The 20,017-nt window shown below is 56.5% G+C and carries 16 protein-coding genes and 1 tRNA gene; 8 read left to right on the plus strand and 9 right to left on the minus strand.

The genetic code is table 11. From position 1 onward, the window contains the following. Positions 1 to 62 precede the first annotated feature (62 nt). The gene (locus tag BM352_RS11735) at positions 63 to 647 is read left to right on the plus strand and encodes a TRAP transporter small permease (RefSeq protein ID WP_090216993.1); all 585 of its coding nucleotides are present in this window, start codon (positions 63 to 65) and stop codon (positions 645 to 647) included. Then, entirely contained in the window at positions 644 to 1,996 is a 1,353-nt protein-coding gene (locus BM352_RS11740) for a TRAP transporter large permease (RefSeq protein ID WP_090216995.1), read from the plus strand. Before BM352_RS11735 ends, BM352_RS11740 begins: the two co-directional genes overlap by 4 nt. Here the strand turns inward: BM352_RS11740 and BM352_RS11745 are convergent. Next, complete coding sequence (locus BM352_RS11745) at positions 1,993 to 2,511, minus strand: glutathione peroxidase (RefSeq protein ID WP_090216998.1); 519 nt, start codon at positions 2,509 to 2,511, stop codon at positions 1,993 to 1,995. The genes BM352_RS11740 and BM352_RS11745 overlap by 4 nt on opposite strands. Positions 2,512 to 2,668: 157 nt before the next feature. Here BM352_RS11745 and BM352_RS11750 point away from each other — a divergent pair. From BM352_RS11750 to BM352_RS18800, 3 genes are all read left to right on the plus strand, one after another. Beyond that, a tRNA-Leu gene (locus BM352_RS11750) sits at positions 2,669 to 2,752 on the plus strand. 805 nt (positions 2,753 to 3,557) lie between these two features. Continuing rightward, positions 3,558 to 3,812, plus strand: a complete 255-nt coding sequence (locus BM352_RS11755) for a hypothetical protein (protein ID WP_090217001.1) — start codon at positions 3,558 to 3,560, stop codon at positions 3,810 to 3,812. 10 nt (positions 3,813 to 3,822) lie between these two features. Next, entirely contained in the window at positions 3,823 to 10,803 is a 6,981-nt protein-coding gene (locus tag BM352_RS18800; protein ID WP_139229827.1) for a cadherin-like domain-containing protein, read from the plus strand. 120 nt (positions 10,804 to 10,923) lie between these two features. Here BM352_RS18800 and BM352_RS11795 read toward each other — a convergent pair whose 3' ends face one another. The 8 genes from BM352_RS11795 to BM352_RS11830 all read right to left on the minus strand — a co-directional run bounded on the left by BM352_RS11795 (position 10,924) and on the right by BM352_RS11830 (position 16,694). After that, a complete protein-coding gene (locus tag BM352_RS11795) occupies positions 10,924 to 11,517 on the minus strand; it encodes a nucleotidyltransferase family protein (RefSeq protein WP_245780979.1) in 594 nt (197 codons plus the stop codon). Further along, positions 11,514 to 11,849, minus strand: coding sequence for an SMR family transporter (locus BM352_RS11800; RefSeq protein WP_090217006.1), 336 nt, complete (start codon positions 11,847 to 11,849; stop codon positions 11,514 to 11,516). Before BM352_RS11800 ends, BM352_RS11795 begins: the two co-directional genes overlap by 4 nt. A 9-nt stretch (positions 11,850 to 11,858) precedes the next feature. Then, positions 11,859 to 12,470: a YitT family protein gene (locus BM352_RS11805; RefSeq protein WP_090217009.1), complete on the minus strand. Its 612-nt coding sequence runs from the start codon at positions 12,468 to 12,470 to the stop codon at positions 11,859 to 11,861. Between the two features lie 78 nt (positions 12,471 to 12,548). Beyond that, complete coding sequence (locus tag BM352_RS11810) at positions 12,549 to 13,757, minus strand: NADP-dependent isocitrate dehydrogenase (RefSeq protein ID WP_090217011.1); 1,209 nt, start codon at positions 13,755 to 13,757, stop codon at positions 12,549 to 12,551. A 115-nt stretch (positions 13,758 to 13,872) separates the two neighbouring features. Beyond that, positions 13,873 to 14,451, minus strand: a complete 579-nt coding sequence (locus BM352_RS11815; protein ID WP_090217014.1) for an HD domain-containing protein — start codon at positions 14,449 to 14,451, stop codon at positions 13,873 to 13,875. 56 nt (positions 14,452 to 14,507) lie between these two features. Continuing rightward, positions 14,508 to 15,653, minus strand: coding sequence for an SPRY domain-containing protein (locus BM352_RS11820; RefSeq protein WP_090217016.1), 1,146 nt, complete (start codon positions 15,651 to 15,653; stop codon positions 14,508 to 14,510). Positions 15,654 to 15,771: 118 nt separating this feature from the next. Further along, complete coding sequence (locus BM352_RS11825) at positions 15,772 to 16,038, minus strand: hypothetical protein (protein ID WP_175500672.1); 267 nt, start codon at positions 16,036 to 16,038, stop codon at positions 15,772 to 15,774. Next, positions 16,038 to 16,694, minus strand: coding sequence for an alpha/beta hydrolase (locus BM352_RS11830; RefSeq protein ID WP_090217019.1), 657 nt, complete (start codon positions 16,692 to 16,694; stop codon positions 16,038 to 16,040). The genes BM352_RS11825 and BM352_RS11830 overlap by 1 nt, the downstream gene beginning before the upstream one ends. A gap of 174 nt (positions 16,695 to 16,868) precedes the next feature. Here BM352_RS11830 and iscR point away from each other — a divergent pair, with 174 nt between their 5' ends. From iscR to sufB, 3 genes are read left to right on the plus strand one after another with little or no spacing between them, the layout of a single operon-like run. After that, positions 16,869 to 17,330: a Fe-S cluster assembly transcriptional regulator IscR gene (gene iscR / locus BM352_RS11835; protein ID WP_090217023.1), complete on the plus strand. Its 462-nt coding sequence runs from the start codon at positions 16,869 to 16,871 to the stop codon at positions 17,328 to 17,330. Position 17,331: 1 nt separating this feature from the next. Then, on the plus strand, positions 17,332 to 18,375 hold the full coding sequence (locus BM352_RS11840; protein WP_090217026.1) for a cysteine desulfurase family protein: 1,044 nt from the start codon (positions 17,332 to 17,334) through the stop codon (positions 18,373 to 18,375). Positions 18,376 to 18,393: 18 nt separating this feature from the next. Continuing rightward, positions 18,394 to 19,920, plus strand: coding sequence for a Fe-S cluster assembly protein SufB (gene sufB / locus BM352_RS11845; RefSeq protein ID WP_090217028.1), 1,527 nt, complete (start codon positions 18,394 to 18,396; stop codon positions 19,918 to 19,920). The last annotated feature ends 97 nt before the right edge of the window (positions 19,921 to 20,017 follow it).

Raw genomic sequence — 20,017 nt, forward strand, 5'->3', positions numbered from 1 at the left:
TAGGCTTGGACAGTATAGGTCCGCGCTGATCGTGTCGGTGCGCGCAGCTTAGAGGGAGCATAATGGCCTTAGCCGCAAACTTGGAGGCCCGAGTCGGACGGGCGCTGGAGTGGGCGTGCCGTGCGCTGGCTTATGGCGGCGGGCTCATCCTCGTCGCCGCGGCACTGGTCACCGTGGCTTCTATTATTGGGCGGTTTTTCCTGTTCGCGGGCCTTGGTCCTGTGCGGGGAGATTTCGAGCTGGTCGAAACCAGTTGCGCCATTGCCATCTTCGCATTTCTGCCTTGGTGCCAACTCAGACGCGGACACGTGACGGTCGATGTGCTGGTCAACCAGATGTCCAAGCGGGCGAAAGCTTTTTTCGGATTGCTTGGAGACGTCGCCATCTCCGTCGTTTCCTCGCTGATTTTATGGCGGCTCTACCTCGGGTTTGCAGAGAAATTCCCCTACGGCTCTGACGTCTTTCGCGATGTCTTTAGGATGGGCGCGCGGCCTTACTATCCTGAGACAACCTATGAATTGGAGTTGCCGGTGTGGATACCCTACGGTCTAGCCACAATCGGGGCGGCGTTGTTTTTTATTGTGAGCCTCTACACTGTTTGGCGCGCACTCAACTGGCTTTTGTCAGGGCAGGAGCCAGCCCTATGAGCGGTTTGGAACTGGCCCTTTCAGGTTTCGGGGTGATGTTACTGGGCATCTTCCTGCGTATCCCGATCGCCGCTGCGATGTTCGCGGCAGGGTTCATCGGAACATGGATCGTTCTTGGGCGACCATCCGCAACACTCAGCCAGATGAAGACGCTGACTTATGACACGTTCTCCAGCTATTCATTGACCATCGTCCCCCTGTTTTTACTGATGGGGCAGTTTGCCACCAAATCAGGGATGAGCTCGGCATTGTTCAATGCCGCGTCCGATTGGCTTGGGCACCGCAAGGGTGGTGTGGCGATGGCCGCCGTTGGCGCGTGTGCGGGGTTTGGGGCCGTGTGTGGATCGTCACTGGCTACGGCCAGCACCATGGGGCAGGTGGCCTTGCCCGAAATGCGCAAGCGCGGCTACTCGGATGCGCTGAGCACAGGGGTTCTGGCGGCGGGTGGCACTTTGGGAATACTGATCCCGCCTTCGATCATATTGGTGATCTACGCTATCCTGACCGAACAGAACATCGTCAAAATGTTCATCGCAGCACTGGTTCCCGGCATCTTGGCAGCTTTGGGGTATATGCTGACCGTCGCGATTTATGTGCGCGTGCGCCCGGGCTCTGGACCTGTGGCAGAGCGCAAACCGATCCGCGCCCGCCTTCGAACGCTTGTCGGTGTGTGGCCGGTTGTCTTGATCTTCGTGCTTGTGATGGGCGGCATCGCCGCGGACTGGAACTGGTTCAAACCCGGCGTTCAGGCGTTATTCACTCCAACAGAGGGTGCAGCGGTCGGAGCTGTCGCAACGGGATTATATGGAGCGGCCACGCGAACGCTGGGGTGGGAGGAATTTAAGGCGTCCATTTTGGAGACGGCCCAAGCCTCTGCCATGATCTTCCTGATCATTTTTGGCGCGCAAGTTTTCAACTCGTTCCTTGCCTTCACGCAGGCCCCGCAGGCAATGGCGGAATGGGTGATGGGGCAGGGCTTCGCCCCGATGACCGTTTTGCTGGCGATGTTGCTTTGCTATTTGGTATTTGGTTGCATGATGGACAGCCTTTCGATGATCCTGCTGACCATCCCAATCTTCTTCCCGATCATTGAGGCACTGGATTTCGGGCTGGGGGCGGAGAACACCGCAATCTGGTTCGGCGTGCTGACCCTGATTGTCGTCGAGGTCGGATTGATCACGCCGCCTGTAGGGATGAACCTGTTCATCATCAATCAGGTCGGGCGCGATATTCCGATCTCGCAGACCTATCGCGGCGTGCTGCCCTTCGTTGCCTCTGATCTGGTGCGTGTCGCGGTACTTGTGGCATTCCCAAGCATCACTCTGTGGCTTGTGTCGGTGATGTTCTAAGAGCCTGCCAGCAAGGCGTCGATCTGGCTGCGAATGCTTGCACCCATTGGTTTGGCGTTAGAGCCAAAGGTCGCGACCACATTGCCGTTTTGATCGAGCAGCACCTTGTTGAAGTTCCAGCGCGGGGCGAAACCGGTTTTGGCCTTCACGTCTTTATAGAAAGGGTGGGCTTGGCTGCCGCGCACTTTGGTCACCATCGTCATCGGAAGGTTCAGGTTGAAGTTCACCGCGCAGAATTCCTTGACCTGATCTGCGCTGGCAAGTTCCTGTTTGAAATCGTCGGACGGCACGGCCAGTACAATCAGGCCTTTGTCTTTGTAGGCGTCATAAAGTGCCTGTAATCCGTCATATTGGGGCGTGTAGGCGCAAAGAGATGCGGTATTTGCGATCAGCACAGGACGGCCCTTCCAGGCATCAAGATCGATGTTCCCGCCATCAATGCTGGGAAAAGTGAAGGCCAGCGCTGCGTTTGCTGACACTAAGAAGGTGGCGAGGAGGGCAAAAAAGGCGCGCATGTAGGATACTCCCTATCTGGTTCAAAACTTAGAGCGTGCGCAGGAAATTTCAAAAACTTACCGATATCGCGTTCGACGAATTGACGCGCCCGATTGCATTGGCTACACCGCACGCACCTCTGGTGGCGGCTACCGCGCCATCCGTAAGAGACAAGGGGCCCGAGTGGCGGAATGGTAGACGCGACGGATTCAAAATCCGTTGCCGCGAGGCGTGTCGGTTCGAGTCCGACCTCGGGTACCAAACCTTCTTTTTAGTCATGTATTGTGTCGTGAAAACTGCCGCTCTCGCCTGCTCAAGAGGGCGGGTTGCTCACGCGCGCAGCTTGGGCTCTGACCTGTGGAGAAAATGTGTCAAAAATCGGGCAAGGCCGAAATTTGAAGCTTAATCAGAGGCGATTGTAAGGATTGTTTCCAGATTGGAATTAATAGACCCGCCACACGATAGCCTGCCCTAGCGGCAGCTTTTGCTGATGCGAATCAAAAACTTGGCTATTTACGACATTTCTCGAACAGTCGAAGGAAATCCGGTCGATTGTATCATCGTTTCGACCGGGGAAAATATTTGGATTCGTAACCGTGATTGAGCCGACAAGTATGGATTCACTTACCCTGTGGAAGTCGCTCCATTCAGCGTCAGTTTGGCAGATCAAAAGTTACGTCATCCTAAACAAAACCTTCCTAATTCCCCGAAAATAATAGAAAACTCGCAGATCGGCCAAATTTCGCGTATCCGAATATTCAGATGTCTCGAGCGCGCTTGGACCAAGGGATCAATTGGTTAACGTAGCGGAAACAATTTCTGAAATTTTCTTTCGCGTCACGAAAGTGGGCATTTCTGTGTCGATTCTAAGAGTTTTCGCTTTTTGACGCGATGGCGAGGCGGTATCACTGAGCCATGCCCAACTGGGGGGTAAAGACATAGGCCACGGGGGCGGCCGCACGATAACGCATCTCTGCCGGATGCGAGGGAAGTCGTGTGATCGCTTGCGTGGCTCGTTCTCTTTGAACGGGCGCAGAACGTAAAACGTCACGGACACAGGGCCTAAATGGCCCGCTTTATCCCCTTGTTTGGCACCGCGTTGGAGTGTGGCCGCTGTTTTTGGCGTCTTTGCTCAATCACGGGTGAGATCGAACTGCGCAACGCCGAGGGGAAATTCATGGTCGAAGCTATTCTACTGATGGGTGTTTTGACTGCGTTAAGCGCAGTTTTTACCTCTGGAAAGATCTCACACGTGCGCGCTCACGAGTTTGTCGAATTCATGGGGTCGGTTGCGCATCGACCGATGTCTGTGAAGTCATAGGAGACTGAAAATGCCTAACGTTCTGCTTACGTTTGAAGACCTGCAAGCCGGTGACATCGTCAACGGCCAATATTACAGCAATGGGGTTACGATCAGTTCGGGCAACCCGTCGACCCCTCCTATGGTGTTCGATACAGATAACCCGACCGGTGGCGACTCCGACCTGCACACAAACAATCTGGGCAACGTCCTGATCCTGTCTGAAGACGGCGACAGCAACGACCCCGATGACAATGCAGGCGGCGGCAAATTCATCTTTGAGTTCGACGAGCCTTCCGATGTTGTGAACTTCCGCGCTCTGGACGTTGAAGAAGGCGGCACAGTGCGTCTTTACAACGAAGCCGGACAGCTGATCAAAACCATCCAGATCCCATGCACAAGCAATAACGGCCAAGTCACCGTGAACGTAAACACAGACGGCGTTGCGCGCATGGAAGTGGAGCTGTGTGGCTCCGGTGCGATCGATAACATCTGCTACGTGACTCCTGAAGCCGCCGACGAGCTTGATGGTATTGTAGAAGGTTCTGCCGGCGCAGACGTCATTGATGCGGGCTATGACGGCGACCCAGAGGGCGACATGATTGACGCCAACGACGAAATCCTTCCGGGCGAGGGCCCGAATGACGATATCGTTGATGCATTCGGTGGCGACGACGACATTAAATCCGGCGAAGGCAACGACGAAGTTTATGCGGGCTCCGGCGACGACAAGGTCGACGGTGGCGCGGGCGACGACGTGATCTATGGTGACAGCAATTACGCTGGGCCAGGGGCCGGCGCTTCTGTGCGCGAGCACCTCAGCTGGTATGAAGACAAAAGCGACATTGAGACCGGGTTCACTCAAAACACGGGCTCCGTCGATGTTACATTCTCTATTCTAACCGAAGAGGGGAGTGCCGAAACTGGTTTTGAGAATGATGACCAGCTCGTTTCGGGCATCAATTCCGGTGGTGAAACTATCGACGACGACGCGTCGCTCTACTCTGTCACAAACGGTGAGGGCAACGACACCGCTTACCGCATAGAATACTCTGCACCAGTCGAGAATGTTTCTTTTAGAATTAACGATATCGACGGCGATGGCGTCGTAACTGTTCGCGCCTATGACGCATCAGGAAATCCAATCACCGTCAATTTGGTTGGTGGAAGCAAATTGACGCTTCTAGATACTGATTCCGTTGCTGGCGCCGATACGGCCGACAGCAAGGGTGGTTATCAAGACGACGACTCACCACAGTATTCGCTCTTGGTCGACATTCCTGGCCCAGTTAGCCGCATAGAGATCATCCACGTTCAAGATGGGTCCAATAATACGGGCATCAATGTAACCGATATTTATCACGACGTTCCGGTGGTCGATGACGGCGAAGATGGAAACGATGAGCTTAAAGGTGGTTACGGCAATGACACCATTTTTGGTGAAGGCGGTGATGACAAGCTTGAAGGCGAAGATGGCGACGACACTTTGGATGGCGGCTCCGGCAATGACGAGTTGGACGGCGGCGAAGGCAACGACATTTTGGACGGCGGAGCTGGCGATGATGATCTGAAGGGCGATTACGGCGACGATACGCTGCTTGGAGGAGACGGGAACGATAATCTTGACGGCGGCAAGGGTAACGACCGCCTTGAAGGCGGCGACGGCGACGACATTCTCGACGGCAAGTATGATGACGATGAGCTCTTCGGTGGCGCGGGTGATGACACTCTCATAGGCGGCAAAGGAAATGACACTCTGTCCGGTGGTGACGGGGCGGACAATATTTCTGGCGACTACGATCGTGATACCATCATTGGCGGTACAGACGGCGATGTTGTTGACGGCGGCAGCGGTGGCGATGATTTCGACATTCTGGATCTGACAGGCGAAGGCCCGTTTAGGATCGTGAACGAAACCGTAGATTCTGATGGGAATTCCACATCTGGTACGGTCGAATTCCTTGATGGCGATGGTAACGTGACTGGCTCGCTTCAATTCTCTGAGATTGAAAAAATCATCGGCGAGCCCGTAAACTTAGGCCCTGACGCGAATGATGACTCGGCAACGGTCGACGAAGATGACAGCGTCATAATCGACGTACTGGGCAACGATACGGATCCTGAGAATGATGATCTGACCGTGATCGAGGCGACCTCGCCAGACGGCGACGTTGTGATCAACGCTGATGGGACGATCACCTTTACCCCTGATGAGAACTTCAACGGTGACACCACGATCACCTATACGATTGAAGATGAAGCGGGGAACACCGACACAGCAACCGTTGCTGTTACGGTTGAAGCCGTGAACGACGATCCTGTTGCGAATGATGACACCGCGTCGACTGACGAGGACGCGCCTGTCACCATCGACGTGCTCGGCAACGACACCGATGTGGACGGCGACGACCTGACCGTGACTGAAGCGACCTCGCCAGACGGCGACGTTGTGATCAATGCGAACGGCACGATCACCTTCACGCCGGACCCTGACTTCAACGGCGACACGACCATCACCTACACCGTCTCTGACGGCAATGGCGGCACCGACACAGCGACCGTCACGGTCACTGTCGGTTCGGTCAACGATGCACCCGATGCGGTCAACGACGAGAGCACCACGGATGAGGACACACCGATCACGGTTGATGTTCTGGCCAACGATACGGACACAGAGAACGACGACCTGACAGTGACCGGCGCAACTGTTCCTGTAGAGCAAGGGACAGTAGAGATTGTGGGCAACCAAGTGGTGTTCACACCTGCCGAAAACTTCAACGGCACTGCAACCATCAGCTACTCGATCTCCGACGGAAACGGCGGCACGGACACAGCGATCCACGTGGTTCATGTGACCCCGGTGAACGACGCTCCGGTGGCGGTTGATGATATTGCTGAAACCTTCGAGGACGAAGCCGTTGTTATCGACCTGATCGGCAACGACACAGACGTTGACGGCGATCCGTTGAACATCGGCACCGTTTCGGTTCCGCCTGAGCAAGGCACGGTCGTCGATAATGGCGATGGCACAGTGACCTTCACTCCGGCCCCGAACTACACGGGCCCCGCGCAAATCACCTACACGGTCCAGGACGGCCAAGGCGGTGAAGACAGCGGCGAAGCGGTTGTGAATGTCGAGGTTATCGGCGTAAATGACGGCCCTCAGGCTGTCGATGACACGGCAACAACGGACGAAGACACGCCGGTCACCATCGACGTGTTGGACAACGACTTTGACACTGAAGGTGACGCGCTGAGCATCACAACTGCCACTGTTCCAGCTGATCAGGGCACTGTTGAGGTTGTGGACGGCAAGTTGGTGTTCACGCCTGCTGAAAACTTCAACGGCGAAGCGACGATCACCTATGGTATCACCGACGGCAACGGCGGTGCGGATATCGGTGAAGTGGTCGTGACTGTAACACCGGTGAACGATGATCCGATCGCAGTTGACGACATCGAGACCACGGATGAAGACCAGCCGATCACTATCGACCTGATTTCCAACGACACAGACGTTGATGGCGACCCGCTGAGCGTGGGTTCCGTCTCGGTTCCTGCGGACCAAGGTACAGTTGTCGACAATGGCGACGGTACGGTGACCTTCACACCTGCGCCAAACTTCAACGGCCCTGCGACAATCACCTACACGGTTGTTGACGGACAAGGCGGTGAAGATGAAGGCCAGGCGGTTGTCTCAGTTGGCGCAATAAATGACGGCCCAGTTGCCGGAGACGACAGCGATGTGACCGACGAAGACACTCCGGTCACGGTTGATCTGCTGGCCAACGACTCAGATGACGACGGTGATGACCTGACAGTCATCAACGCCACGGTCCCTGCGGATCAAGGCACGCTGGTCAACAACGGCGACGGCACGGTGACCTTCACGCCAGCGCCAAATTTCAACGGGACGGCGACGATCTCGTATGAAATCTCCGACAGCAACGGCGGTACAGACACGGCGATCCACACGATCGAGGTCACTCCGGTGAACGACGATCCTGTTGCCAATGATGACACCGCGTCGACCGACGAGGACGCGCCTGTCACCATCGACGTGCTCGGCAACGACACCGATGTGGACGGCGACGACCTGACCGTGACCGAAGCGACCTCGCCAGACGGCGACGTTGTGATCAACGCTGATGGGACGATCACCTTCACGCCTGACGAGAATTTCAACGGCGACACCACGATCACCTACACGATCTCCGACGGCAACGGCGGCGAGGACACTGCGACGGTAAATGTCACTGTGAACCCGGTGAACGACGATCCTGTTGCCAATGATGACACCGCGTCGACTGACGAGGACGCGCCTGTCACCATCGACGTGCTCGGCAACGACACCGATGTGGACGGCGACGACCTGACCGTGACTGAAGCGACCTCGCCAGACGGCGACGTTGTGATCAACGCGAACGGCACGATCACCTTCACGCCGGACCCTGACTTCAACGGCGACACGACCATCACCTACACCGTCTCTGACGGCAATGGCGGCACCGACACAGCGACCGTCACGGTCACTGTCGGTTCGGTCAACGATGGTCCGGATGCGGTGGATGATGAAGCCTCGACCAATAACGTGACACCTGTTGTCATCCCGGTTCTGGCCAATGACACTGACCCAGAAGGCGACGATCTGACGGTTACCGAAGCGTCTGTTGATTTCGGCGATGTCTCCATCAACTCGGATGGCACGCTGACCTACACGCCAGACGCCAACTTCGGTGGCGTGGCAACGATTACCTACACCATCACAGACGGCAATGGCGGCTTCGACACCGCAACTGTCACTGTGAAGGTCAATGACGGTATCGTTGAAGGCACCGCTGGCGATGACCTGATTGATGTCAACTACATGGATGACCCGGAAGGCGACATGATCGACAACAACGACGAATTCCTGCCGGGCGAAGGCCCACAGGACGACATCGTGTTGGCAGGTGACGGCAACGACACCGTATTCGCTGGCGAAGGCAACGACGAGGTCTATGGCGAAGACGGCAACGACACACTCTACGGCGAGGCAGGCGACGACTACCTGTCCGGCGGCGAAGGTGACGACGTCATCTACGGCGGCGACGGCGACGATGTGCTGGATGCGGGTCAAGGCGCTGACCAACTGTTCGGCGAAGACGGTGACGACCTGCTGCTAGGTGGGCCGGGCACTGACTTGATGGATGGTGGCGCAGGCGACGATGAAATCATCGGCGGCAACAACGACGATACTATCTTGGGCGGCACTGGCAACGACGACATCGACGGCAATGACGGCAACGACAGCGTGGATGCTGGCGACGGCGATGATTTGGTCAACGGCGGGGCTGGAGATGACACCATCGACGGCGGTGCTGGCGATGACAGGTTGTTCGGCCAAGAAGGCGACGACGTCATAGAAGGCGGCGACGGCGACGACCGGATCGAAGGCGATCAGGGCGAAGACGTGTTGATCGGCGGCGCTGGCAACGATGACATCTGGGGCGGCAATCAGGACGATGTGCTTGATGGCGGCGACGGGGATGACATCCTGGGCGGCGGCTCCGGCAACGACACCATCACGGGCGGCGACGGCAACGACACCGTCGAAGGCGGTGAGGGTGACGATGTTATCGACACATCTGGCGGCTCGCCATTGCCTGATCTGGGCTACCCGGGTCTGTTCCCGAGCGATCCAAACCCGAATGACGACATCGACTTCGTTGATGGAGGCGCAGGCAACGACACGATCAAAACCGGCGATGACGCTGACACCATTTTCGGTGGCACCGGCAACGACACGATCGACGGCGGCTTGGATAACGACACCATCGACGGTGGTGACGGTGATGACCGGATCGTGGGTGGCGAAGGCTCCGACACGATCGACGGTGGTGACGGCGACGACACCATCTATGCGGGCATCGACCCCGATCTTGGCCTGCCTGACAACCTCGACATCGCAGATGTGGATGGCGATCTGGTGACCAACAACGGCCAAGACGTGGTCAACGGTGGTAACGGCAACGACACCATCTTTGGTGCCGATGACGACGACATCCTGAACGGTGACGCTGGCGACGACTACATCGACGGCGGTGTGGACGACGACACAATCGATGGTGGAACAGGCAACGATACGTTGATAGGTGGCCAAGGTGCTGACACCATCTCTGGTGGCGACGACCGTGACACGATCATCGTGAGCAGCGCGGAAGACGGTATCGGCGACGTGATCGACGGCGGTACAGGCTCCACAGCACCAGGTGATGTTGACGACTTCGACATCCTTGACCTGACAGGATCTGGCCCGCTGCGGATCGTTGGCGAGACGGTTGATGCGGACGGCAACTCCACCTCTGGTACTGTCGAGTTCCTTGACGGGATCGGCGGCGCGGTGATCGGTACGCTCGAATTCTCCGAAATCGAACAGATCGTGCCTTGCTTCACACCAGGGACTTCGATTGCCACACCACGTGGTGAGGTTCTGGTTGAAGACCTGATGGTGGGTGACAAGGTCATCACCCGTGACAACGGTATCCAAGAGATCCGCTGGATCGGTGCCAAGCGCATGGATGGCCGCGAGTTGCAAGCCAACCCGCATCTGCAGCCAGTGCGCATCCAAAAAGGGTCGCTCGGGAATGGTCTGCCAGAGCGTGATATGCTGGTCAGCCCGAACCACCGGATGCTGGTCAACAATGATCGTGTGTCGCTCTACTTCGAGGAAAACGAAGTTCTGGTTTCGGCCAAGCACTTGGTGAACCCGACCGAAGGCGTCCAGACCATCAATTCGATGGGCACGACCTACATCCACTTCATGTTCGACAGCCACGAGGTTGTTCTGTCGAACGGTGCATGGACCGAGAGCTTCCAGCCAGGTGATTACAGCCTGAAAGGGATCGGCAATGCTCAGCGGAACGAGATCTTTGAACTCTTCCCAGAGCTTCAGGGTGAAGCTGGCCGCGAGGCATATGCCTCCGCTCGTCTGACACTGAAAAAGCACGAAGCGCGACTTCTGTTCAAATAAGAGTGCAGCTGCGCGGGTGCCCCGAAGTTGGGGCGCCCGCCAACTATAACGAGTACGAGCCGCCCATTCATTGGGCGGTTCTTTACGTATTTCAAGCTAAAGCCACCCGCCCAAGCGAACCTAGGTTTTCTGGTCCGCGCGCCAACTGGCCCAGTCCTCCGGCGTGTCGAGATCGCGCAGTGCTGCCGGTCCGATTGGGACCAAAACGGTGTCGCGTTGATGGCGCTTGAAAAGGGGCTGGGCCCCTACATCGCCTCCAAGTCTCTCAATCTCGGAAAATAGAGTGCGTCTCAGCAAAACAGGGTGACCGGCCTTACCGTCCAGAGTTGCTCCGCGCAAAACCTTGGCCAATGGATGCGCGCGCGCCGCGTCGATGAGTTTGTTGAGGTCTGTTGCTGTCAAATCCGGTAGATCCGCCAACACGATTAACGCGGCGTCAGTCCCCAATTCCGCAAATCCGCGCTTTAGGGAATGTGAGATCCCAAGCGCGGAGCCGTCATTGTGAACGATGTCCAATTCCAGCCCCGACAAAGCCTGCTCACGTTCTGCCCGATCCGGCGGCAATACGACGCGCACCGCGTCGACGTTTGAGGCAAGGCAGGTCTCGGCACGTCGGCGGAGCAGGGGAGTGCCATCAATATCTTCGAGCAGCTTGTCTCGCGTCCCCATCCGCGATGACGCGCCCCCTGCCAAAAGGATCGCGGTAATGCTCAATGTGTTGCCGTGGAGGAAAAGATGTTGATCACCAAAATGCCAGCAAGGATCAGTGAGATTCCGACCACTGCCGCAAGATCCAGTCGTTGGCCGAAGTAGAGCCAGCCGATGGCTGCGATACACACAATGCCGATGCCGGACCACAGCGCATACATGATGCCGACGGGCATATATTTCAACGTCAATGCAAGCAAGTAAAACGAAACTGCGTAGGCGATTACAACCACGACCGAGGGCCATAGCTTGGTGAATTGCGCGCTGGCGTGAAGGGCCGAGGTGCCGATAGTCTCGAAAACGATCGCCAGAAAGAGGTAGATATAATGCAGTGGCATGCGGAAGCTCTATTGTCCTGTGTAGCGGTCCTTGCGGTGGTTCACTCCGATAATCAGGTTGACCACAACCGCGCCCAACAAAGACCACATGACTTGCGGCCATGGAAGAAGCAAAAACGCCATGGCAAAAAGGATGACGTCAAATCCAAGCTGAATCCAACCGGCCTGCACGTTGATTTTGTCCTGTAGGTAGAGTCCGAGAACGCCGATACCGCCAAGGCTGCCCCCATGGCGGAAAATGATAATCAACCCCATGCCCGATACTGCGCCGCCCAAGACCGCGGCGGCGCCCGGATGGATGTACGATATCTTCAAGACATGCGGCAGAAACTCTGCCCACAGCGATAACAATGTCACTGCCGCGAAACTGCGCATCGTAAAGCGGAGCCCCATCCGAAGCAGTGCCAACGCATAGAACGGCAAGTTCACCACGAAAAAGATCAGACCGAACGAAAAGGGGGACATGTAGCTGAGCAGCACGGCGAGCCCCGCTGTTTGTCCCGCGATCAGACCGGCATGGGTGAACAGCACAATCCCAAGTGCACACAGGCCAGTGCCCAGCACGAAGGCCTGAATGTCTTCATGAAGTCGGTGATCTGTGGGCTTGTGCGGCTCGGCCATGACTCTTCTCGGTAAAATATGAAGCGGGCGCACTGTTGAAACAAAGCGCCCGCTCGCGATACCGAAAAATGCGACGGATTACATCGCCTTGTTTAGGTTCTCGTCGATTTTCTCGAGGAAACCTTCAGTGGTCAGCCATCTTTGGTCAGGCCCGACCAGCAATGCCAGATCTTTGGTCATGAAGCCGCTTTCGACCGTATCAACTACGACCTTCTCCAGCGTTTCCACAAAGGTTTGAAGTTGCGCGTTGTTGTCGAGCTTGGCGCGGTGCTTCAGGCCGCCAGTCCACGCATAGATTGATGCGATTGAATTGGTCGAGGTGGCCTCACCTTTCTGATGTTGACGGTAATGGCGGGTCACAGTCCCATGTGCGGCTTCTGCTTCGACCACCTTGCCATCCGGCGTCATCAGCGCGGAGGTCATCAAGCCAAGCGAGCCGAAACCTTGGGCGACGGTATCGGACTGCACATCGCCATCATAGTTCTTACAGGCCCAGACAAATTTGCCCGACCACTTCATTGCAGATGCCACCATATCGTCGATCAGTCGGTGCTCGTAGTAGATTCCAGCCTCTTCGAACTGCGCCTTGAATTCGGCATCGTAGATTTCCTGAAATAAGTCTTTGAAGCGCCCGTCATAGGCCTTCAGGATGGTGTTCTTGGTCGACAGATAAACCGGCCAGCCAACATTAAGCCCGTAATTGAAGGATGCACGGGCGAAGTCGATGATGGACGAGTCGAGATTGTACATCCCCATGGCCACACCGGCGGAGGGGGCGTCAAAGACTTCGCGTTCAATGGTCGTGCCGTCTTCGCCAACGAATTTCATCGTCAGCTTGCCAGGCCCGGGCATCAGAAAATCGGTGGCTTTGTATTGGTCCCCGAACGCATGGCGGCCGATCACGATCGGATGGGTCCAGCCGGGCACAAGACGCGGCACGTTTTTGCAGATGATCGGGGCGCGGAAGACAACGCCGCCTAAGATGTTGCGGATTGTACCGTTGGGGGAACGCCACATTTGCTTGAGCCCGAATTCTTCGACGCGGGCCTCATCAGGAGTGATTGTCGCGCATTTGACGCCGACACCGAATTTTTTGATCGCTTCGGCGGCGTCGATCGTGATCTGGTCATTGGTGTCGTCACGGGCTTCCATGCCGAGGTCGTAGTATTTCAGGTCAAGGTCCAGATAAGGCAGGATCAGCTTCTTCTTGATGAAATCCCAGATGATGCGGGTCATTTCATCGCCGTCGAGCTCGACGACGGGGTTCTCTACCTTGATTTTGGACATGGTTTTCTCCTGCCAATGCGGAATCTATTGCGCTGGTGATAGCGCACCTTAGGCCTCTTGGGAAGTCGGTATGCAATTGTATACGGAGTGGCGGCGCGTATTTGTGCGGAAAGGTTTAATGAGTGGCAAACCAAGTATCGATGCGCGTCTTGAGGTGCGCCCAAATCGCTGGTGCGCCACGCCGGACCTTCACACCCACACGTGTCTCCAGCTGTTCGGCTGAGACCTTGTATTCGGTCCATGATCCGCCACCAGTCTCAAGGTTGGCGATGACGGGCTGCACGCGATCTATGGATTTGGCGAAGATGGCGTCATCGGTTTCCGCGGCCTCGAATTCCTCCCATAGAGAGCGAAACTGTTGATTTTGCCTCAGTGGAAGCAGCCCGAAAATCCGGTCGGCAGCGGCTTGCTCAATCACAGCCATTTTGGCCGGATCATGGTCGCCGTGAATGGGGTTGTCGCCAGCATCGATTTCTACAAGATCGTGGAGCAAGAGCATCTTGATCACGCGGTCGATGTTTACAGGGCGCGTGGCATGTTCGGCCAGAACCATGGCGTAAAGGGCGATATGCCAACTGTGCTCGCCAGAGTTTTCGCGTCGAGACCCGTCGCAAAGGGTCGTGCCGCGCAGAACGGATTTCAATTTGTCCGCTTCGTTCAGAAACGCAATCTGCTGAGATAAGGTATCGGTCATGCGGGCGACCCTGCCATGGGGCCGCCCGCATGAAAAGAGCTTCCTAAAAGAGCTTGCTAGCGTCCTGTAATCACGCGAGCGGGGGCGCGGAACTTGTCAAGATCATCGGACGTTCCTGCTGACACCATTCCGTCGCGGTAGAACGCAAAGATCATGTTGTTCTCCCCATCAACTGCCATGCCCACAACATCAGCGGGGGTGTATCCCGGCGCCAGTGTGTAGCGATACGGCGCGCGGCGGCTGCCCAGATTATCGCTTGTCCCGACCGAGACCCGCCCGTCGCGATACCAAGCGAAGTTGTTGTTGTTCTCGCCATCCACCCCCATGCCGACAATGTCATTCGGGGTGTAGCCTGACGGCAGGCGGTAGCGATAAGGTGCGCGCTTGCTGTCGAGATCATTGCTAGCCCCGGCAATCACTCGTCCGTCGCGCAGCCACGCGAACACCATATTGGTGTCCCCGTCGAGACCAAAGCCCACGATATCATTACGGTTCACGCTCGGTGCCACGGCGAAGGTGTAGGGGATGCGGTAGTTGTGAATGCGCGTGGTCGAGCCTGCGAAGACTGTGCCGTTCAGGTCCCAACCGAAGACGTAGTTGTTCTCTCCGTCCAAGGCGAAACCCAGCATTTTGGTAGCGTCATAATGATCGCGTCCAGGGGGGATAGGAGTATTACTATTGCCGCTGCCATAGGCGTTCGGGGTAAGCATTTCGACACAGTTTTCAATCTGCTCTGGAACGGTGTTGGGGTAGAAATCCGTGCCAATCGGGTTGCCGCTGTGCTTGTAACCCCTGTTATGCATCATCTCATGAGCGATTGTGCCAGCAACCTCATTGGTACCTCTGTCCCGCACGAAGTCTCGGTCGATCTTCATTTTCCCTCTGTCCAAGAGCAACTTGTGCGCGCTCGCATTGGCATCAAGATTGCGACACAAGAAGGTCGTGACGTCTGCCTTGCGCAACTCATTCACGAGCTTTTCGGGGCCATGGCGCTGATGCTCCACCACGTAAGCCTGATCCATGCATCGGACCAATTGCTCGCGTTGTTGACCGCGCCTTTTGAGCACCCGCCGATAGGCCTGAATAATTTTTTCTTTGACTGCGGTGCCGCAACTTTGGAAGCGAACGCCTGTTTCGGCCAGAGCGGGCGTGGTGGAATTGGTGACGATTGCAGTGGCCACCATGAGTGCAAGAATGCGCATGGGTCGTCCTCCTGAAGAATTCCGTTAAACGAGCCGGATCGTCGGGCTCGCGTTCAGAATAGTTCAAAAGGTGTGTGAAACCTCAGTGAGAAGGGTGTGAGCCGGCGCGCCAAGCGGCCTAATGGTCGGTGGTTTCAATCACATCGCCGGTGCTGGGCAAATCGGACTCGACCACTTTGCCCGCCAGTTTGTCTTTGAGAAACTTGATCGCCCGCGCTTCAGCCTTGCGCACACGCACCGCGGTCAAAAACGCTTCTTGCGTGGTCTGGGAGGACGCGCCGATCAACGTCGCGACATGTGGGATAACACTTTCATCATCAAGCTCGTTCTCGACAGCAATCGCCTTTTTGGCGAGGTTGTCGGCGATATCTTCGGTGATACCCATTAGCGTGTGTTCTCGGTCAGACGACGTTGGACATATCCCTCGACGGAGCCCGTTAGCGTGTCCATGTGGTCGTTCTCGAAGAAGTGGCCTGCGCCATCTACTTCTTGGTGGGTGATGGTGATGCCTTTTTGCTCATGCAGCTTGTTCACCAGATTGACCGTATCCTGTGGCGGCGCGACGCGGTCGCCAGAGCCGTTGATCACCAGACCCGAGGACGGGCACGGCGCGAGGAAAGAGAAGTCATACATGTTCGCCGGAGGTGATACGGAGATAAAGCCGGTAATCTCGGGGCGGCGCATCAGCAACTGCATCCCGATCCATGCCCCAAAGCTAAAGCCAGCAACCCAGCAATGTTTGGCATTCTGGTTCATCGATTGCAGGTAGTCGAGCGCGGAAGCCGCGTCGGACAGCTCCCCGATCCCTTGATCGTATTCACCTTGCGACCGGCCGACGCCACGGAAGTTAAACCGCAGCACGTTGAAGCCCATATTGTGGAACGTGTAGTGCAAATTATAGACGACCCGGTTGTTCATCGTGCCGCCGAACTGCGGATGCGGGTGCAGGATGATAGCGATCGGGGCGTCGCGCATGCCTTTGTGGGGATGGTAGCGGCCTTCTAGGCGGCCTTCCGGTCCGGGGAAAATCACTTCGGGCATAGGCGTCTTTCCTTGCGTCAGATACTGAGGCCTCTCATATAGTTGACGAGATTGCTCAGGTTATCTAGAATAATTCTAAACTGGCCAGTCGTTTGATGCCGGGCAGGTCAAATTGAGTTAAGGTCTGCGCCTGCCATCGTCAACGATATTCGCTTATTTTCGGGGGATTACGCTATGAAACTCAGCACAAAGGGCCGTTATGCAATGGTCGCCTTGGCTGACCTCGCACAAAGTGCCGGTGATGGGCTCGTGTCTTTGGGCGAGATTTCCAAACGACAAGACGTGTCGCTGCCCTATCTGGAGCAGCTTTTCGTCAAACTACGTCGTGCTGGGCTGGTTGAATCCGTGCGCGGGCCGGGGGGCGGATATCGTCTTGCCAAGTCGCCTGATGCCATTCGAGTTTCTGAAGTTTTGGCGGCAGTCGATGAAACGGTAAGCGCAATGCACACCGGCGCGGGCGCATCCGGCGCGTCGTCGGGGTCAAAAGCGCAAAGCATGACAAACCGTTTGTGGGAAAGCCTGTCGGCACATGTCTACGTGTTCTTGCATCAGACCAGATTATCCGACGTCATCGAGAATGATCTGACACCCTGTCCCGCTGTGCCGACCTTGTTCACAGTCGTCGACGAAACCTGACATGGGCCGTGTCTATCTCGACCATAACGCCACCGTGCCGTTGAGGCAGGCCGCACGCGACGCAATGATCGCGGCGATGGATGTGGCAGGCAATCCGTCCTCGGTCCATGCCGAGGGGCGTGCTGCCAAGGCGGTCGTCGAACGTGCGCGAATGCAAGTCTCGGATGCACTCGGGGCCTCTGGGGCAGATATCGTATTTACCTCGTCCGCGACCGAAGCTGCGGCATTGGCCTGTGCGGGCAGGGGCCTCAAAAGCGCCGCGGTGGAGCATGATGCCGTCGGGGCATGGACATCGTGCGACCTGCCTGTAGATGCGCACGGGCTGGTTTCCGTGGTCGATCCCGCAAATAGCACGTTGCAGCTCGCCAATTCCGAAACGGGTGTTGTACAGCAACTTCCAGAAGGCTTGGCAGTGTCCGACATGACGCAGGCTTTCGGCAAGCTTCCTATGGCGTTCTCATGGTCTGGTGCGCAGATGGCGCTGGTCTCAGCCCATAAGCTGGGTGGTCCTAAAGGCATCGGGGCGTTGGTCTTGCGCCAAGGGCTGGATGTTGAACCGCGCATCAAGGGCGGCGGGCAGGAAATGGGGCGCAGGTCTGGCACAGAAAACGTTATCGGAATTGCCGGTTTTGGGGCCGCCACCGCTGCTGCGGCGCAAGATTTGGCTGACGGGGTCTGGGATCGGGTTGCAGAACTTAGAAATATTCTAGAAAAGGCCATTGAGGTCAGCGCAAAGAATACTATTTTTGTCGGGAATGAGTCGAACAGGTTGCCCAATACCTCGTGTTTCGCAACTCCGGGCTGGAAGGGCGAAACACAAGTGATGGCTATGGACTTGGCCGGCTTCGCGGTTTCCGCGGGATCGGCTTGTTCAAGTGGCAAGGTGAAGGCCAGCAAGACCGTGGCGGCCATGGGGTTTGACGAGAGTGTAGCGACAAGCACGTTGCGCGTTTCGCTGGGGCCCGACACGACCGAAGAACAGATCCTTCGCTTCGCAGATGCGTGGCTGAAGGCGGAACGAAAATTTCACGCCAAGGCGGCGTGATGAGCAAGGAGACAGCACATGTCGCTTGAGGAAGTCGTAGACAACGTCAAAGAGGGCGTAGATCAGGACACCGTGGATGCCGTTCGCGAAGTGGGCGGCAAGTATAAATACGGCTGGAACACCGAGATCGAGATGGACTACGCGCCGAAAGGTTTGAGCGAAGACATCGTGCGTCTCATCTCCGAAAAAAACGGGGAGCCGGAATGGATGCTGGAATGGCGTCTTCAGGCCTATGCGCGGTGGTTGCAGATGACCGAGCCGACATGGGCGATGGTTCATTATCCCAAGATCGACTTCCAAGATCAGTACTACTACGCCTCGCCGAAATCTATGGCAGACAAGCCAAAGTCACTGGACGATGTGGATCCCAAGCTGCTGGAAACATATAAAAAGCTTGGCATTCCGTTAAAAGAGCAGATGATTCTTGCGGGTGTCGAAGGTGCAGAAGATCTGACGGACGCACCGCGCAAAGTCGCTGTGGACGCTGTTTTCGATTCCGTCTCTGTTGGCACGACGTTCCAAGCAGAGTTGAAATCGAAGGGCGTCATCTTTTGCTCCATTTCGGAGGCGATCAAAGAGCATCCCGAGCTGGTGAAAAAATACCTTGGCTCCGTCGTGCCTCAAAGCGACAACTTCTACGCAACGCTAAACTCTGCAGTCTTCTCGGACGGGTCTTTTGTCTACATTCCGCCGGGCGTTCGCTGCCCGATGGAACTGTCGACCTATTTCCGCATCAATGCTGAGAACACGGGCCAGTTCGAGCGCACGCTGATCATCGCGGACAAGGAGTCCTATGTGTCTTACCTTGAGGGCTGCACGGCGCCGATGCGCGACACCAACCAGCTTCACGCCGCAGTGGTAGAATTAGTGCTGCTCGACGACGCCGAGATTAAGTATTCCACCGTTCAGAACTGGTATCCGGGTGATGAAGAGGGCAAGGGCGGCATCTACAACTTCGTCACCAAACGTGCGGATTGCCGCGGCGATCGCTCGAAGGTGATGTGGACACAGGTCGAAACCGGCTCTGCCGTGACGTGGAAATACCCGTCCTGCATCCTGCGCGGCGACGACAGCCAAGGCGAATTCTATTCTATCGCCATCGCAAACCACATGCAGCAGGCCGATACCGGCACCAAGATGATCCATCTTGGCAAGCGAACCAAGTCACGCATCGTGTCCAAGGGCATTTCGGCTGGCAAGGCGCAGAACACCTATCGTGGTCTGGTGTCTATGCACCCGAAAGCCAAGGATTCCCGGAATTACACGCAATGCGACAGCCTGTTGATTGGCGACAAATGTGGCGCACACACGGTCCCCTATATCGAGGTGAAGAACAACTCGAGCCGTGTGGAGCATGAGGCGACAACGTCCAAAGTGGACGACGATCAGGTCTTCTACTGCCGCCAACGCGGCATGGACGAGGAAGAGGCGGTCGCACTGATTGTGAACGGCTTCGCCAAGGAAGTGCTGCAAGCGCTGCCGATGGAATTTGCCATGGAAGCACAGCAATTGGTCGCAATCTCGCTGGAAGGATCCGTCGGGTAACTCCCAGCTTCCACCAATTCAACGTTTAGGACGTCCAAAATCTTCAGTTTCTCGCCATATTCCGGCCCTGATGCCCATTTAACCCTGTCTATGACCA

It is taken from the genome of Litoreibacter janthinus, assembly GCF_900111945.1.
In the GTDB taxonomy this organism is placed as follows: domain Bacteria; phylum Pseudomonadota; class Alphaproteobacteria; order Rhodobacterales; family Rhodobacteraceae; genus Litoreibacter; species Litoreibacter janthinus.